Annotated in this window: 13 protein-coding genes; 9 read left to right on the forward strand and 4 right to left on the reverse strand. The window is 71.8% G+C overall.

Annotated elements, in window-relative coordinates; translation table 11 throughout:
* Positions 1-56 precede the first annotated feature (56 nt).
* The gene (locus tag IE239_RS06495; protein WP_190148274.1) at positions 57-350 is read left to right on the forward strand and encodes a hypothetical protein; all 294 of its coding nucleotides are present in this window, start codon (positions 57-59) and stop codon (positions 348-350) included.
* Between the two features lie 214 nt (positions 351-564).
* On the opposite strand, the gene IE239_RS06500 is transcribed toward IE239_RS06495, so the two are convergent.
* Positions 565-945 carry a winged helix-turn-helix transcriptional regulator gene (locus IE239_RS06500; protein ID WP_190148275.1) on the reverse strand — a complete coding sequence of 127 codons (381 nt, stop codon included), beginning with the start codon at positions 943-945 and terminating at the stop codon, positions 565-567.
* Positions 946-1083: 138 nt separating this feature from the next.
* Between IE239_RS06500 and IE239_RS06505 the strand changes: the two genes are divergently transcribed.
* The 8 genes from IE239_RS06505 (at position 1084) to IE239_RS06540 (ending at position 12005) form a co-directional block, all read left to right on the forward strand.
* Entirely contained in the window at positions 1084-1491 is a 408-nt protein-coding gene (locus IE239_RS06505; protein WP_190148276.1) for a RidA family protein, read from the forward strand.
* Positions 1492-1795: 304 nt separating this feature from the next.
* A complete protein-coding gene (locus IE239_RS06510) occupies positions 1796-2668 on the forward strand; it encodes a DUF2797 domain-containing protein (protein ID WP_190148277.1) in 873 nt (290 codons plus the stop codon).
* 318 nt (positions 2669-2986) lie between these two features.
* Complete coding sequence (locus IE239_RS06515; RefSeq protein ID WP_190148278.1) at positions 2987-3727, forward strand: response regulator transcription factor; 741 nt, start codon at positions 2987-2989, stop codon at positions 3725-3727.
* Complete coding sequence (locus IE239_RS06520) at positions 3724-5427, forward strand: sensor histidine kinase (RefSeq protein WP_190148279.1); 1704 nt, start codon at positions 3724-3726, stop codon at positions 5425-5427. The genes IE239_RS06515 and IE239_RS06520 overlap by 4 nt, the downstream gene beginning before the upstream one ends.
* Before the next feature lie 14 nt (positions 5428-5441).
* On the forward strand, positions 5442-7112 hold the full coding sequence (locus IE239_RS06525) for a bifunctional glycosyltransferase family 2/GtrA family protein (protein WP_190148280.1): 1671 nt from the start codon (positions 5442-5444) through the stop codon (positions 7110-7112).
* Positions 7109-9328, forward strand: a complete 2220-nt coding sequence (locus IE239_RS06530) for a glycosyltransferase family 39 protein (RefSeq protein ID WP_190148281.1) — start codon at positions 7109-7111, stop codon at positions 9326-9328. The genes IE239_RS06525 and IE239_RS06530 overlap by 4 nt, the downstream gene beginning before the upstream one ends.
* A gap of 140 nt (positions 9329-9468) precedes the next feature.
* The gene (locus IE239_RS06535; protein ID WP_190148282.1) at positions 9469-11073 is read left to right on the forward strand and encodes an MFS transporter; all 1605 of its coding nucleotides are present in this window, start codon (positions 9469-9471) and stop codon (positions 11071-11073) included.
* Between the two features lie 167 nt (positions 11074-11240).
* Positions 11241-12005 (forward strand): TetR/AcrR family transcriptional regulator, encoded by a 765-nt coding sequence (locus tag IE239_RS06540; RefSeq protein ID WP_190148283.1) that lies wholly within the window; start codon positions 11241-11243, stop codon positions 12003-12005.
* Positions 12006-12035: 30 nt separating this feature from the next.
* On the opposite strand, the gene IE239_RS06545 is transcribed toward IE239_RS06540, so the two are convergent.
* The 3 genes from IE239_RS06545 to IE239_RS06555 form a co-directional block, all read right to left on the reverse strand.
* On the reverse strand, positions 12036-12506 hold the full coding sequence (locus tag IE239_RS06545; RefSeq protein ID WP_190148284.1) for a PPOX class F420-dependent oxidoreductase: 471 nt from the start codon (positions 12504-12506) through the stop codon (positions 12036-12038).
* Between the two features lie 154 nt (positions 12507-12660).
* Positions 12661-13482, reverse strand: coding sequence for a YceI family protein (locus IE239_RS06550; protein ID WP_190148285.1), 822 nt, complete (start codon positions 13480-13482; stop codon positions 12661-12663).
* Between the two features lie 114 nt (positions 13483-13596).
* Complete coding sequence (locus IE239_RS06555; protein WP_491591136.1) at positions 13597-16104, reverse strand: MFS transporter; 2508 nt, start codon at positions 16102-16104, stop codon at positions 13597-13599.
* Between the last annotated feature and the right edge of the window lie 88 nt (positions 16105-16192).

Here is a 16192-nt window from a genome sequence, read left to right on the forward strand (position 1 = left end):
CGGCTGACTTCGAGCTCCTGCTCGTGGGGTCCCGGACGAGCGATACAGTGCGCGCCGTGGACATACCCGGTTGGTTCGCCTGGATCTTTCTCGGCCTGGTGGCCTTGCAGGTCCTCGGTCTCGTGCCCATCATCCACCGACTGCGCGGACTCGACTCCGCGGTGCGCTTCGAGGCGCGTCTCGACTTGCTGGACGCAGTCGGTGGCCTGCTGCTCTTCGGCGGCGGGCTACTGAGTCTCCTGGTGGCGGAATCCTGGTTGTGGATCGCGGTCCCCGGCTGGATGCTCATGACCGCCGGCTATGCCATAAAGGGCGTCCACTGGCTCCGCGCCCGTCGGACCGCGGCCTGATGCGGGCGACAGGCTGTAGACCGGCCTGAGCGGCGACGTCGTCAAGGGCCCGATTGCAGGATGGCGATGGCGTCCCTGGGGTCGTCGCCGAGTGTGCGTCGTCCATCCGATCGGCGGCGGCTTTCCCGTCGCCGGTCTGCTGGCGTGCCGCGTGCGGCCGGCTGTTCGGCCGGAGCGGACCATCAGTGATCCAGCTGTATGCCGTGATCAGCCGTCAGGCTTCGAAGCGGTGGCGGGCGGCCTCGATGTGGCCGAGGTACCGGTGGGTCCAGTCGCACATGCCGTCGACGGTGGCGCGTAGGCCCTGGCCCGGCTCGGTGAGGGTGTATTCGACACGCGGCGGGACGGTGGGGTGCACATTGCGCTCGACCAGGCCGTTGCGCTCCAGCATGCGCAGGTTCTGCGTGAGCATCTTGTGGCTGATGCCCTCGATCTCGTTCCGCAGCTCGCTGAAACGCAGGGTGCGTTCACCAAGAGTCTCGATGATCAGGAACGCCCACTTGTTGGCGACGTCGGAGAAGATCTCTCGCGCCAGGGAGTCCGCGCGCCTGAGGTCCGCGTCCTCGGACATGACCTTGATCTGTTTGGTCACCATCAGGTTCCCCAGTCACTGAAAAGTGCGTTCTTCCATGTCAGCGACCACTCTCTTACGGTTCCTGAGTAACCACAAGAGACCACGGGGTCTCGAGTGACGAGTGCGGGCCCACGATGCCCGGACAAGGAGGCGGACGGCATGGCCATCACCCTGGTGAACCCCAGCGGATTGCCCGAGATCGATGTCTACCGGCAGGTCTCGATCGCCAGCGGGTCGAAGCTGGTCTTCGTCGCCGGGCAGGTCGCCTGGGACGCCGAGGGGATCACGGTCGGCGAAGGCGACCTCGCCGCGCAGGTCGAGCAGTGCTACCTCAACATCGGCACCGCCCTGGCCGAGGCCGGCGGCTCCTTCGACGACGTGGCGAGACTGACCGTCTACGTCGTCGACTGGACTCCCGACAAGATGCCCGCGCTCCTGGAGGGGATCTCCCGGGCGGCCGCAAAGCTGGGAACCACCCCGGTCCCGCCGGCCTCGCTGCTGGGCGTCGCGGCACTGGACGTTCCCGACCATCTGGTCGAGATCGAAGCCACCGCGGTCCTCGCCTGAACAGATGCCCTTCGCCCGCTCGGCACCGAAGTGGCCGACTGGGGTGCGCAGTTGCCGGCCGACGCGCTCGGCACATCATGTCTGGGTTCGCGGCTCGCCGGTGGTAGCGGCCGGCTCGGGACCGGGCCTGATGACGTCCCCGCCGGTCGGACCGGCTCAGCCGGTGGGCGGCGTCGTGCACCGGCCGGACGACGATTGCGACGAGAGCGACGGCCACGCGCTCCATCTCGTTGCAGTCAGCGGGATCAACGGAGCAACCCCTCCGGGGGCGCGTTGTCAGTGGGCCGGTCTACCGTGGTCGGTGATGGCACAGGCGTGGAAGTGCTCGGGGCTGCGGTGGTCGGCGCAGGGCCCCGTGCTGGCGTGGGACGGGGGGCGTCTCAGCCCGCTGTCCTGGGGGAAGCGGGTCTCCTTCGCGGCGGCGGCGGGTGTGCGGAGTTGCGTCGGGGCCCGGGGGTATCCGTGTCCGCTGCGCGCGGGGGTCTCCGGGAGGAGTGCGGGGGCCCGGTGCGAGGAGTGCGCGCGGCTGGACCGGGCGCACTCCGTCGCGGCGGACGGGATCGCCGACGATCCGCGGCCCTACCACGTGTACCTCGCGTGGTTCGGCCCCGGCTTGGTCAAGGTCGGGATCACGGCGGTCGGGCGCGGGTCGGCGCGACTGCTTGAGCAGGGGGCCGTCTGCTTCACGTGGCTCGGCGCCGGTCCCCTGATGGCCGCCCGGCGCACCGAGGAACTGTTGCGGGCCGCGCTGCGGGTGCCGGACCGCATCCCGTACGCGGAGAAGCGGGCGGTGCGCGCCGCGTTGCCGGAGAAGGAAGAGGAACGGGCCGCCGAGTTGAGCGTGGTGTACGAGAAGGCCGTGCAACTGGGCGGCTGGCCGGAGACGTTGACGCGTGAGCCGTTCCGGTCGGTCGACCACGTGCGGGCGTTCGGGCTGGCAGACGCGCCCGCCGCCCTCGGGGAGGTGCGCGAGCTCGTGGCCGGAGGGTCGCTGAGCGGAGAGCTGGTGGCGGCCGCCGGGCCCGATCTGCATCTCGCCGCACAGGACGGGGTGGTCGTCCTCGACACGCGGCTGATGAGGGGGTGGGACCTGGTCCCGTCGGCGAGCGGCGAAATCGCCTTTCCCGTACGGCACTTCGAGGTGCCGGCGGCCCACCGTCAGGACGGGCTGTTCTGAGGAAGGCCCGAACCGGCCGGGTACAGCGGGTACGGGGCGCGTCGGCGGATCCGGTCCGGTCTCGGGCGACGGCGTCCAGCCCCCCCAAGCCGACCCAGGCCGCCCACAGGAACGGTTCTGGGCGCACGGCCCCGCGAGGGCCTCGGGGAGGACGGGCCCCGGGGGTGCGGAACGGATCGTTCATGGGCATTCCGGCCCGTGCGGCCGGGGCACGGCAAGCGCTTCCCAGGTGTTCCCTGAGAGGCGCCTGTGCGCTTCTCAGGGAAATCACAGACGAGTGAAAGAGTGCTCTCAGGGGGCCCCGACAGGGTGTCCATCATGACCACGACCTCGCCCCAGGGGCGCACCGAACTGCTGAGGCCGGACGGAAGCCCCGTCCGAGTGCTTGTGGTGGACGACGAGATGTCGATCACCGAACTGCTCTCCATGGCCCTGCGCTACGAGGGCTGGCAGATCCGCAGTGCCGGAGACGGCACGGGCGCCCTCCAGACGGCCCGCGAGTTCCGGCCCGACGCCGTGGTCCTCGACATGATGCTGCCGGACATGGACGGGCTGACCGTCCTGGGGCGGCTGAGGCGTGAACTGCCGGACGTTCCGGTGCTGTTCCTGACGGCCAGGGACGCGGTCGAGGACCGTATCGCCGGTCTCACCGCCGGCGGCGACGACTACGTCACCAAGCCGTTCAGCCTGGAGGAGGTCGTGGCCCGGCTGCGGGGGCTCATCCGCCGCTCCGGCGCCGCCGACCGGCGCTCCGACTCCGTGCTCGTCGTCGGGGACCTCACCCTCGACGAGGACAGCCACGAGGTCTCGCGGGCCGGCGACGGCATCCATCTGACGGCCACCGAGTTCGAGCTGCTGCGCTTTCTGATGCGCAACCCGCGGCGCGTGCTCTCCAAGGCGCAGATCCTGGACCGGGTGTGGTCGTACGACTTCGGCGGTCAGGCCAACGTCGTCGAGCTGTACATCTCCTACCTGCGGCGCAAGATAGACGCCGGCCGTGAGCCGATGATCCACACGCGCCGCGGAGCCGGTTACCTGATCAAGCCCGCCGTGTCATGAGCGGGCGACGACGACCGCGTCCGCAGAAGCGACGAGCGGGTAAGCCGCGCACCCTGCGGACCCGGCTCGTCGTCGTGTCCGTGACCCTGATCGCCGTGGTCTGCGCGTTGATCGGCACCGTGACCACCCTGGTGCTGCGCGATCATCTCTACGGACAGCTGGACGGCTCCCTGAGGGAGGCCGCGATGCTTGTCTCCGGCGGGCCCGTCGGGGGACCGGGCGGCAAGGGCGGCGCCAAGAGCGACGGCGGCGCAGGCAGCGGGGTCGACGTGCAGAGGCAGCGGGTCACCGACATCGGCAAGTTCGTCAGCCAGGGGCCGGGCCCGCGGAAGGCCCTCGCCGCCACGGTGGTCGACGGGTCGATCACCGGCGGCAAGGTCGGCGACAAGCGGACCGACGACAACGACATCCCGCAGATGAGCGCCGAGGACCTCACCGGGGCCCAGACGCGGAAACTCGGCTCGGTCGCGCAGGACGGCGAGCGGCACACCGTCGAGATCCCCGGCCTCGGCACGTACCGGGTCCAGTACATCCACGGAAACAACGGTGATTTCTATGTGGGCATCCCGACGTCCGAGGCCGACGGCACCATCAACACCCTGATCCTCGTCGAGGTCAGCCTCACCGTCGCCGGACTCGTGGCCGCCACCCTCGCGGGCACCGTGATGGTCGGCGTCGCCACCCGCCCCCTGCGCAAGGTCGCCGCCACCGCCACGCGGGTCTCCGAACTCCCCCTGCACACCGGTGAGGTCAACCTCAGCGAGCGGGTGCCGGAGACGGAGACCGATCCGCACACCGAGGTCGGGCAGGTCGGCGCGGCGCTGAACCGGATGCTGAACCACGTGCACGGCGCGCTGCACGCCCGCCAGGAGAGCGAGACGCGGGTCCGGCAGTTCGTCGCGGACGCCAGTCACGAGCTCCGCACGCCGCTCGCCTCCATCCGCGGGTACGCCGAGCTGACCCGGCGCGGACGCGAGGAGGTCGGGCCCGACACCAGGCACGCGCTCGGCCGCATCGAGTCCGAGGCCGGCCGGATGACCCTGCTCGTCGAGGACCTGTTGCTGCTGGCCCGGCTCGACGCGGGCCGCCCGCTGCAGTTCGAGCAGACCGACCTCGTCCCGCTGGTCATCGACACCGTCAGCGACGCCCGCGCCGCCGGACGCGAACACGTCTGGCGCCTCGAACTCCCCGACGAGCCCGCCCTGGCGCCGGCCGACCCGGCGCGACTGCAACAGGTGCTCGTCAACCTGCTGGCCAACGCCCGGACGCACACCCCGCCCGGCACCACGGTCACCGCACGCGTGCGGCGTCGCGGACCGTGGCTGTGCGTGGACGTCCAGGACGACGGCCAGGGCATTCCCCCGGCCCTCCTCCCGCACGTCTTCGAACGGTTCGCGCGCGGCGACTCCTCGCGCTCCCGCAACGCCGGCTCGACCGGCCTCGGCCTCGCCATCGTGCAGGCCGTGGCGACGGCGCACGGCGGCGCGGTGACCGTCGACAGCGTGCCCGGGCAGACCGTGTTCACCGTGCACCTGCCCGCGCTCGGCCCGGCCGTGCCCCAGCCCTCCCCCGAGACGGACCGGCAACTCGACCCAGGAGCCGAGCACTCGCAGGCCGCGCACTCGCAGGCCGCGCAGGCACAGGCCGACTACTCACAGGTGGAGCACAGCGCCACCACATGGGTGCGACAGGGCGTCTGACGAAAGTCGACGACATGCGAACCGACTCTTCTCCCGGCACCCTGCCGGCGCGGGAGCACCTCCCGGCCGCCACAGCCGGTACACCTGTCCTGGACGTAGTGATCCCCGTCTACAACGAGGAGAGAGACCTCGAGCCCTGTGTCCGGAGACTGCACGACCACCTGACGCGCACGTTCCCGTACTCCTTCCGCATCACGGTCGCGGACAACGCGTCGACCGACACGACGCCCTCGGTGGCGCGGCGGCTGGAGGCGTGGATCCCGGAGGTGCGGAACGTCCGGCTGGAGCAGAAGGGCCGCGGCCGTGCGCTGCGGACCGTCTGGTCGGCCTCGGACGCCCCGATCCTCGCCTACATGGACGTCGACCTGTCCACCGACCTCAACGCGCTGCTGCCGCTGGTCGCGCCGCTGATCTCCGGTCACTCCGACCTGGCGATCGGCTCCCGGCTGGCCCGTGAGTCCCGTGTGGTGCGGGGCCCGAAGCGGGAGTTCATCAGCCGCGCCTACAACCTGATCCTGCGCGGCTCGCTGCAGGCCCGCTTCTCGGACGCACAGTGCGGGTTCAAGGCGATCCGGCGTGACGTCGCCCGAGTTCTGCTCCCCCTGGTGGAGGACACCGGCTGGTTCTTCGACACTGAGATGCTGGTACTCGCCGAGCGCGCCGGTCTCCGTATCCACGAGGTGCCGGTCGACTGGGTCGACGACCCGGACTCCACGGTGCACATCGTGAAGACGGCGACCGACGACCTGAAAGGGGTGTGGCGCGTGGGCAAGGCCCTGGCCACCGGTTCGCTGTCCCTCGACCGGCTCCGCCGCCCGTTCGGCGACGACCCGCGTGACCGCGACCTCCAGGACGTGCCCGTGGGCCTGGCCCGTCAGCTGGTCGGGTTCTGCGTCGTCGGAGGTCTGTCCACCCTCTTCTACCTCCTGCTCTACAGCGGTTTCCGGCAGTTCAGCGGCTCGCAGATCGCCAACGCGCTGGCCCTGCTGGTCTCCGCGGTCGCCAACACGGCCGCCAACCGGCGTCTGACCTTCGGGGTGCGCGGCCGCGGCGGAGCCGTCAAGCACCAGGCACAGGGCCTGGTCGTCTTCGGTATCGGCCTCGCGCTGACCAGCGGCTCGCTCGCCGCGCTGAACGCCGCGAGCTCCGACCCCGCGCACTCCACCGAGCTGGCGGTGCTCGTCGCCGCCAACCTCGCCGCCACGGTGCTGCGCTTCCTGCTCCTGCGGGTGTGGGTCTTCTCCGACCGGCGCGACGGCGCGGACCCGGCGACGGCGACGCCCGCGGCCCCCACCCTCTCAACGGCCGCCCCCACCACGCCCGACCGCACCACGGCCGCCCCCACCATGCCCGGCTCCGGCTCCTCCGGTTCTCCCGCGCACCCGTCCTCCTCGGCTCACCGGGCTGCGGGTCCGTCCTCCTCGGCGTACCCGACCGCGGGCACGTCCCCGACGGCGCGTCCGACGACTGCGTCCGCGCAGGCCGGCGGCCCCTTCGGACCGCTGCCGCTGACATCGCCGTTGCCATCGCCGTTGCCGCAGGGCCCGGTCGCCGACCCGCACGGCAGCGCTCCGACCACGCACCGCTTCCGTGCCGGCGAAACCGCGGACGACACCTGGAGGGACGCCACCATGCGGATGCAGCCGGTGCGCCCCCATGACATCGAGCCGGGGGACGCCCGATGACCACCCATCTCGACCAGCCGACCGCCTGGGGCCCGCCCTCCACCGCGGCCCCGCAGGAACCGGCCGTCCCCGCCCCTGACGCGGGCGAGCCCAGGCAGCCCCTTCCGCACAGGCTCTGGCGCGGCCGGCCCGAGGACCCGCGCTGGGCCCGCCCGGCCTTCCTCGGCCTTCTGGCGGCCACGCTCCTGCTCTACCTCTACGACCTGAGCGCCTCCGGGTACGCGAACTCGTTCTACTCCGCGGCCGTCCAGGCCGGCAGCCAGTCCTGGAAGGCCTTCTTCTTCGGCTCGCTGGACGCGGGCAACGCCATCACCGTCGACAAGCCCCCGGCCTCGCTGTGGCCGATGGCGCTGTCGGTCCGGATCTTCGGCCTGAGTTCCTGGGCGATCCTCGCGCCCGAGGTGCTGATGGGCGTCGGCACGGTCGCCGTCGTGTACGCCTCCGTGCGCCGTCGGTTCAGTCCCGTGGCCGGTCTGATCGCGGGCGCCGTGCTCGCGCTGACGCCCGTCGCCGCGCTGATGTTCCGGTTCAACAACCCGGACGCGATGCTGGCCCTGTTGATGGCCGTGGCCTGCTACTTCACCGCCCGCGCGGTGGAGGACGGCCGGACCAGGTGGCTGGTGTGGGCCGGGGTCGCGATCGGCTTCGCGTTCCTCGCCAAGACCCTCCAGGCCTTCCTGATCCTGCCGCCGCTGGCGATCGTGTACGCGGTGTGCGCCCCGGTGGGCCTGAAGAAGCGGTTCGGCCAGCTGGCCGTCGCCACGGGTGCGCTGGTCGTGTCCGGCGGCTGGTGGGTGGCGATCGTCGAGCTCTGGCCGGCGTCGTCCCGTCCGTACGTCGGCGGCTCGCAGAACAACTCCTTCCTGGAGCTGACCTTCGGCTACAACGGTCTCGGCCGCCTCAACGGCGAGGAGACGGGCAGCGTCGGCGGCGGCGGCGGTGGCGGCGGCAACACGGGCCAGTGGGGCGAGACCGGCTGGGACCGGATGTTCAACTCCGAGATCGGCGGGCAGATCTCCTGGCTGCTGCCGGCCGCGCTGATCCTGCTTGCCGGCGGCCTGGTGGCGACACGGAAGCTGAGGCGGACGTCCGCGACCCGGGGCCTGTTCCTGGTCTGGGGCGGCTCGCTGCTGATCACCGTGGTCGTCTTCAGCTACATGGCGGGCATCTTCCACCAGTACTACACGGTGGCGCTCGCCCCTTACATCGCCGCCGTGACCGGCATGGGCGCCGCCACCCTGTGGGAGAGGCGGGCCGGGTTCCGGGCCTCGATCACCCTGGCGGCCTCGGTCGTGGCGGCCGCGGGCTGGAGCTATGTCCTGCTCAACCGCACCCCCGACTACCTGCCCTGGCTGAAGTGGCTGGTCCTGGTCGGCGGTCTGGCCGCCGCGCTCGGCCTGATCTTCGCGGGCCGGATCAGCCGTCGGCTCGCCGTCGCTGCGGCCTCCGTGGGCCTGGTGGCCGCGCTGGCCGGCCCGACGGCGTACACCGTCAGCACGCTGCGGGAGGGCCACACCGGTTCCATCGTGACGGCCGGTCCGGCCGGCACGAGCATGATGGGCGGCGGTCCGGGCGGCGGCGGACGCGGCGGCCGAGGCGGGTTCGGCGGCGGCCCCGGCGCCCAGAACCAGCAGAACGGCACCGGAAACGGCAACGGCACCACACAGGGCCCGAGCCAGGGCCAGGGCCCGAGCCAGGGTCAGGGGCAGGGTCAGAACCAGCAGGGCGGTGGCACGGGCGGCTTCCCCGGTGGGGGCGCGCCCGGCCAGAACCAGCAGAACGGCATGCCGGGCGGCGGGACCGGCGACGGCGGCGGTATGGGCGGCCGTGGCGGTGCCGGCGGGCTGCTGAACGGCGCATCGGTCACCGACGAGGCCAAGAGGCTGCTGGAGGCCGACTCCGGGAAGTACACCTGGGCGGCGGCCGCGGTCGGCGCTCAGAACGCCGCGAGCTACCAACTCGCCACGGGCGAGGCCGTGATGGCGATCGGCGGCTTCAACGGGACCGACCCGTCCCCGACGCCGGCACAGTTCGAGCAGTACGTGGCCGACGGAAGGATCCACTACTTCATCAGCAGTGGCTCGGGCGGCGGTGGCCCGGCAGGCAACAGCACCGGTGCGTCCTCGCAGATCACCACCTGGGTCGAGGCCAACTTCAAGAAGGTGACGGTCGGTTCGGCCACCTTCTACGACCTGACGCAGAAGACGAGCGGCTGACCGTTCACCGAACGGCCGGGGCAAGGGCGGTGGCTGAATGCCACCGCCCTTCTTCATGTCGCGGGGCGAGACGGCGCCTGGACGACGCCCCCGGGTAAATTCCTTGTACGTCGTATGGGAATCCTTCTACGGTGTACGGCATGACGCCGTCCTCGCCCCCTCCCACCTCCCCGCCCCCGCCTCCCTCACCCTCCGCGTCCCCGCCCCCGCTCCCGTCCCCGTCCCCGCAGGGGCACCCCCGACGCTGGCTGATCCTGGGCGTCATCTGCCTCGCGCAGCTCACGGTGGTGCTCGACAACACCGTCCTGAACGTCGCGATCCCGTCGCTCACCCGCGAGCTGGGAGCGGCCACCTCCGACATCCAGTGGATGATCAACGCGTACGCGCTGGTGCAGTCCGGTCTGCTGCTCACCGCGGGCAGTGCCGCAGACCGGTACGGCCGGAAGAAGCTGCTGGCCGCGGGCCTGGCGCTGTTCGGCGTGGGCTCCCTGGTGGCCGGTCTCGCGGACTCCACCGCCCAGTTGATCGCAGCGCGGGCGGGGATGGGGGTCGGCGGCGCGCTGCTGCTGACGACCACGCTCGCCGTGGTGATGCAGATCTTCACGCCCGAACAGCAGCCCAAGGCGATCGGCGTCTGGGCGGCGGTGAACTCGCTGGGCTTCGCGACCGGCCCCCTCATCGGCGGCGTCATGCTGAACCACTTCTGGTGGGGTGCGATCTTCCTGATCAACCTGCCGGTGGCGGCGCTCGGTCTGGTCGCCGTCGTCTCGATGGTTCCCGAGTCGAAGAATCCGCAGGGCGAGCGTCCCGACCTGCTCGGCGCTTTCCTGTCCACGATCGGCATGACCTCACTGGTCTTCGCGATCATCTCCGGCCCGTCGCACGGCTGGACGTCCTCCAGAGTGCTGGCGAGTGCGGCGGTGGCGGCCGTCGTCCTCGCGTTGTTCGCCTGCTGGGAGAGCAGGATCCCGTATCCCATGCTCGACCTGGCCTTCTTCCGCAACCGGCGGTTCACGGGCGCGGTGGCCGGCGCGGTGCTGGTCACCTTCGGGATGGCCGGAGCGCTGTTCCTGCTCACTCTGCAGCTGCAGTTCGTCCTCGGATACGGCCCTCTGGAGGCGGGCCTGCGGACCGCGCCGCTGGCGCTGACCGTCGTGGCCCTCAACTTCACCGGGCTGTCGGCCAAGGTGATGGCCGGGCTGGGCGGGCCGCTGTCGGTGCTGGCGGGGATGGTGTCGGTGTCGGCGGGGCTGGTGTCCATCGCCCTGGCCGCCGACGGGTACGCCGGGTTGGCGGCGGGACTGGTGCTCATCGGGGTGGGAACGGCGCTCGCCGGTCCGGCGATGGCCCACGCGATCATGAGCTCGATACCGCCGGCGAAGGCGGGGGTGGGGGCCGGCCTCAACGGCACGGTGGCGGAGTTCGGGAACGGGCTGGGCGTCGCCGTCCTCGGGGCGGTGCTGACCGCGCGGTTCGCCGCGGAGTCGCTCCCGACGGCGCTGGCCGGCGCCGGGTCGGCGCGGGAGAGGTCACGCATCGTCGGCTCGTTCTCCGCCGGCCTGGAGACCAGTCAGCTGCTCGGAGCCTCGGCGGTCCTGCTGGGCGGGGTGCTGGCCGCGGGCCTGCTGCGCAGGGCGGAGCGCGAGGAGCGGGACGAGCGGGACGAGCGGGACGACGGCGAGAGGCGGGACGACGGCGGGAGGCGGGAGGACCGCGGGGGAAAGCCACCGATTCAGGCCAGGTGACCCCCCGGGGCCGCCCCCTCGGGAGGCTCCACCGTCAGTCGTCTCCGCGCCGCCCGAAGCGTGTCCGTGCCGGCAGCGCACCCGTTGCCGTGGCGGGCCGCCGTGCCCGTCGTCGCCTCCGCTTAGCATCTTCACCAGTGACCGGAAGTCCAGGAAGGTGCCCAGCCATGGCCGAGACCGCCAAGGATGCCGCGCGGCACAGTGTGTGGCTGCAAGGCAGGGCGCGTCGGCGTGGGCGTGGCGGGGGGCAGCCCTCCGGGCTCGACCGGGACCGGATCACCGAGGTCACCGTACGGCTGCTGGACGCCGAGGGGTTGGCCAAGTTCTCCATGCGGAGGCTGGCGGCAGAGCTGAACGTGACGGCGATGTCGGTGTACTGGTACGTCGACACCAAGGACGACCTTCTCGAACTCGCCCTGGACACGGCCTTCGGCGAGCTGGAGGACCTGCCCGACCCGCACGACGAGGACGCCGACTGGCGCGAGCAGATCCGGGCACTGGCCACGTCCTATCGCGGGCTGCTGGTCCGGCACCCCTGGCTGTCGCCGCTCGCCGGCCGCTACCTCAACATCGGCCCGAACTCCCTGCGCTTCTCCCGCGCGGTCCAGCAGGTGGTGCTGCGCACGGGTCTGCCCGCGTACGGCGTCACCGGCGCGATCTCGGCCGTCTTCCAGTTCGTGTACGGCTACGGGACGATCGAGGGCCACTTCTTCGCGCGGGTCGCGGACACCGGCCTGACCCCGGACGAGTACTTCCGCGACGCCATGACCGCCACGGCCGAGGCCCCGGACACCGCGGACGTCGTCGAGCAGTCCCGGAACCTCATGGCGGCCCGCGGCGGCGACACGGTCGCCGAGATGATGGACCGCGACTTCACCTTCGCCCTGGACCTGCTGGTGGCGGGCATCGAGGCGATGGTGCGACGCGGCTGAGCCGGTGCCCGGCGCGGGGCCGGCCGTGGTTCAGTCCTGTGGGACGAGCCGGGCCGGGAAGCCGCCGGTGGCCACCGGGCCCCAGCGCTGCGGGGTGATCCGGATGATCGACTTGCCCTGCTTCAGCATGGCCTGCCGGTACTCGTCCCAGTCGGGGTGCTCGCCTGCGATGTTGCGGTAGTACTCCACCAGCGGCTCGACGGACTCCGGCGCGTCGATGACCTCCGCGGTGCCGTCGATCTGGACCCAGGGGCCGTCCCAGTCGTCGCTCAGCACGAGGATGCCGACCCGGTCGTCGCGCTTGGCGTTGCGCGTCTTGGCCCGCTCGGGATAAGTGGAGACGACGATCCGCCCCGAGTCGTCGACCCCGCAGGTCAGCGGCGAGGCCTGGGGGCCGCCGTCGGTGCGCCGGGTCAGCAGGATCGCGCGGTGACGGGGGCGGACGAAGTCCAGCAACTCGTCCAGGGAGACCTTGGTGTTCGTCGCGATGTTCGGTGCCATGGGGTCAGCCTAGGCGGCGGACCGCGGGTTCCGGCTGACCCTGCCGGGTTCACGACCGCGTCCGCCCCGCCGACCGCCCCGCCGACCCGGCCGACCCGCCCGCCGAAGACTCAACCGCGGACCTGCCTGCCCGTCGGCGGGTCGGGGGAGCTTCCTACACCCCGGGCAGGGCGTCGCCCTGTACCGCCTGGACGTCCAGTTCCACCTTCAGGGTCGTGCCGATGGCCGCGATGCCAGCCTGGACGACCTGGTTGTAGTTCATCGCGAAGTCCTCGCGCCGCAGCTCGGTCGTGGCCCGGAAGGCCGCCCGCGTGCCGCCCCACGGGTCCGCGCCGGTGCCCAGGTAGGCAAGCTCCAGGTTCACCGGACGGGCGACGCCGTGCAGGGAGAGCTCGCCGTGGACGGTCCAGCGGTCGGGGCCGGCGGGCGTCAGACCCGTCGAACGGTAGGTGATCTCCGGGTACGTCTCGACGTCGAGGAAGTCCGACGAGCGCAGATGCGTGTCGCGCATGGCGTTGCCCGTGTCGATGGAGGCCGCCCGGATCACCGCCTCCACACGGGAGCGGGCGACGTCGTCCGGAGCGACCTCGATCGCCGCCGTGAACTCCGTGAACCGGCCGCGGACGCTGGAGATGCCCAGGTGCTGGGCGACCGCGCCGACGGTCGAGTGCGCGGGGTCGACGGTCCAGGGACCGGGCGGGGGCAGCTCCGTGCCGCCCTGCCGGGCCAGGGTCACGGTCCCCACCTCGGCGCGCCCCCTCGCCGTCACGATCGCGCTGGAGGCCGCGGGCGCGTACCCGACGGCCGTGACGATCACCGTGTAGGCGCCCGGGGCGAGTTCGGTCGTGTCGCGCACGGCGCCTTCCGCGTCGGCCTCGGCGCGCAGCACCTGGCCGCCCGTCATGTCGGTCACCGTGACGACCGCGTGCGACACGGCCCACCCGTCCCGCGTGCGGATCTTCGCGGTCAGTCCCATCTCATGTACTCCTCAACACTGCTCAGGCCGATCACACCGGCCACACTGCGAAAACCGGACCGGCCCGGTGCGGGGGGTCGCCCCGCACCGGGCCGGAGCCGATGTCCGTCCGGACTACTCGCCGGGGTGGGCGAGTTCGATGTCGTGGCCGTCGACGCCGGCGCCCGACACGGTCAGCGCGGTGGCCACCGGCGGGTAGCCGGTCGCGATGACGGTGTAGTCGCCGCCGTCGAGGTCGGCGAAGGCGTACGCCCCGTCCACACCGGTCGTGGCCGTGCCGACGACGTTGCCCGCCGCGTCCACGAGCGTCACCCGCGCGTCGGCCAGCGGACCGTGCGGCGCCCGGACGATGCCCTGGAGCTGGGCGCCCGCGTCGAGGACGACGTCCGCGCGGGTCACGCCCGTCGCGCCGATCTCGACGGGCAGGGCGCGCGGCCGGAAACCGACGGCGTTGACCGCGACGGTCACCGCGCCCGGGACCAGCTCCGTGAAGGAGAACTCCCCCTGCTCACCGGTGGCGGCGGTGGCCAGCAGATCGCCGCGCACATCGGTGACGATCACCATCGCGTCCTTGACGGCCTCGCCCGACTCGGCGGCGCGCACGACGCCGCTGAGCCCGCTGGTCCCGCTGAGCAGAATGTCGTACGCGACCGGCTCGCCGTTCACCACGATCGTGGACGCCTGCGGCTGGAAGCCGTCGGCGGAGGCGATCAGCACGTACGAACCCGTGCCCGGCGCGTCCAGCGCGTAGGTACCGTCGCCCTGCGCGACCGAGCGGCCGAGCTGCCGTCCGGCGAGCGAGATGAGCGTGACGGCGGCCTGCGGGACGGGCGCGCTCTCCGCACCGCGGACGAAGCCGTGCACGGGGATGCCGCCCGAGGGCGAGTGGGGGGCCTCGACGGTGGCGACGGCCCGGCTCGGGGCCTTCTCACCGGCGAAAGCCGTGTCGACGGAGGGAACCGCGGGAACCGCGGAAGCGGCCGAAGCGGAGGCAGCGGGAGCCGAACCGGCGGTCGAAGCCGCGGTCGAAGCCGAAACCGGAGCCGGGGTCGCCTCCGTGGCGCGGGTGGCGTCCGCGAGGGGCGCCGTGTCCGCGTCCGCGTCGGCGGCCTGCGCCAGCGCGCCCCTGGTCCGCAGCGGGACCTCCTTGATGAACAGGGTGATGAGGAAGGCCAGCAGGGCGAGGCCGCCCGCGATCAGGAAGACGTCCGCGATGCCGTGGCCGTAGGCGCTCTCCATGACCGTGCGCAGCGGCGCGGGCAGCTTGTCCATGTCCGGGATCTCGCTCGACGAGCTCGAACCGCCGGCGAGGGAGGCGTACTCGGGGCCGAGGCCGGCGATGCCGTCCTGGGCGTAGTCGGTGATGCGGTGGGCCATCACGGCGCCCAGCGCGGAGACGCCGACCGCACCGCCGAGGGAGCGGAAGAACGTGACCGTGGAGCTGGCCGAGCCGAGGTCGGACGGCGCCACCTGGTTCTGCGTGGAGAGCACCAGGTTCTGCATCATCATGCCGATGCCGAGACCCAGCAGGGCCATGAAGACGGCCATCTTCCAGTAGTCCGTGTCGTACCGGATGGTGCCGAGCAGGCCGAGGCCGGCCGTCACCAGGACGCCGCCGCTGACCAGCCAGACCTTCCACTTGCCGGTCCGGGTGATGAACTGGCCGGAGACCGTGGAGGAGATGAACAGACCGCCGATCATCGGGATCGTCATGACACCCGACATCGTCGGCGACTTGTCCCGGGCCAGCTGGAAGAACTGGCTGAAGAACACGGTGCCGGTGAACATCGCGACGCCCACGAAGAGCGAGGCCAGCGACGACAGCGTGATGGTGCGGTTGCGGAACAGCCGCAGCGGGATGATCGGCTCGGCGGCCTTCGACTCGACGAGCACGAAGATCAGGCCGAGCACGATCGAGCCGCCCACCATCGCGGCCGTCTGCCAGGACAGCCAGTCGTACTTGTCACCGGCGAAGGTGACCCAGACCAGCAGCAGCGAGACCGCCGCGGAGATGAAGAAGGCGCCGCTCCAGTCGACCTTGACGTCCCGCTTCACGACGGGCAGGTGCAGGGTCTTCTGCAGCACGATGAGCGCGATGACGGCGAAGGGCACGCCGACGTAGAAGCACCAGCGCCAGCCCAGCCAGCTGGTGTCCGTGATGACGCCGCCGAGCAGCGGGCCGCCGACGGTGGCCACGGCGAAGGTCGCGCCGAGGTAGCCGGAGTAACGCCCGCGCTCACGCGGGGAGATCATCGCGGCCATCACGATCTGCGCGAGGGCGGACAGACCGCCGACGCCGATGCCCTGGACGACGCGGCACGCGATCAGCATGCCGGCGTTCTGGGAGAGACCGGCGGCGGCCGAGCCCAGCACGTAGATGACGAGTGCGATCTGGACGAGCGCCTTCTTGCTGTACAGGTCGGAGAGCTTGCCCCACAGGGGCGTGGCCGCGGTCATGGACAGCAGCGCGGCGGTGACGACCCAGGTGTAGGCGGACTGGCCGCCGCCGAGGTCGCCGATGATCTCCGGGAGGGCGTTCGAGACGATCGTGGAGGACAGGATCGCCACGAACATGCCGAGCAGCAGCCCGGAGAGCGCCTCCATGATCTGCCGGTGGGTCATCGGAGCGTCACCGGCGGAGCCGTGGGACCCTCCGCCGTGCTTCGCGTGAGCCCGCACACCGGCTGGTGTGGTCGTTGCCATGGGCTTC

This window comes from Streptomyces humidus (assembly GCF_014649655.1).
In the GTDB taxonomy this organism is placed as follows: domain Bacteria; phylum Actinomycetota; class Actinomycetes; order Streptomycetales; family Streptomycetaceae; genus Streptomyces; species Streptomyces humidus.

Excerpts from the sequence above, each read along its gene's own strand:
- IE239_RS06500 (WP_190148275.1), bottom strand. The coding sequence starts at position 945 with ATGGTGACCAAACAGATCAAGGTCATGTCCGAGGACGCGGACCTCAGG.
- IE239_RS06505 (WP_190148276.1), top strand. The coding sequence starts at position 1,084 with ATGGCCATCACCCTGGTGAACCCCAGCGGATTGCCCGAGATCGATGTC.
- IE239_RS06510 (WP_190148277.1), top strand. The coding sequence starts at position 1,796 with ATGGCACAGGCGTGGAAGTGCTCGGGGCTGCGGTGGTCGGCGCAGGGC.
- IE239_RS06515 (WP_190148278.1), top strand. The coding sequence starts at position 2,987 with ATGACCACGACCTCGCCCCAGGGGCGCACCGAACTGCTGAGGCCGGAC.
- IE239_RS06520 (WP_190148279.1), top strand. The coding sequence starts at position 3,724 with ATGAGCGGGCGACGACGACCGCGTCCGCAGAAGCGACGAGCGGGTAAG.
- IE239_RS06525 (WP_190148280.1), top strand. The coding sequence starts at position 5,442 with ATGCGAACCGACTCTTCTCCCGGCACCCTGCCGGCGCGGGAGCACCTC.
- IE239_RS06530 (WP_190148281.1), top strand. The coding sequence starts at position 7,109 with ATGACCACCCATCTCGACCAGCCGACCGCCTGGGGCCCGCCCTCCACC.
- IE239_RS06535 (WP_190148282.1), top strand. The coding sequence starts at position 9,469 with ATGACGCCGTCCTCGCCCCCTCCCACCTCCCCGCCCCCGCCTCCCTCA.
- IE239_RS06540 (WP_190148283.1), top strand. The coding sequence starts at position 11,241 with ATGGCCGAGACCGCCAAGGATGCCGCGCGGCACAGTGTGTGGCTGCAA.
- IE239_RS06545 (WP_190148284.1), bottom strand. The coding sequence starts at position 12,506 with ATGGCACCGAACATCGCGACGAACACCAAGGTCTCCCTGGACGAGTTG.
- IE239_RS06550 (WP_190148285.1), bottom strand. The coding sequence starts at position 13,482 with ATGGGACTGACCGCGAAGATCCGCACGCGGGACGGGTGGGCCGTGTCG.
- IE239_RS06555 (WP_491591136.1), bottom strand. The coding sequence starts at position 16,104 with ATGACCCACCGGCAGATCATGGAGGCGCTCTCCGGGCTGCTGCTCGGC.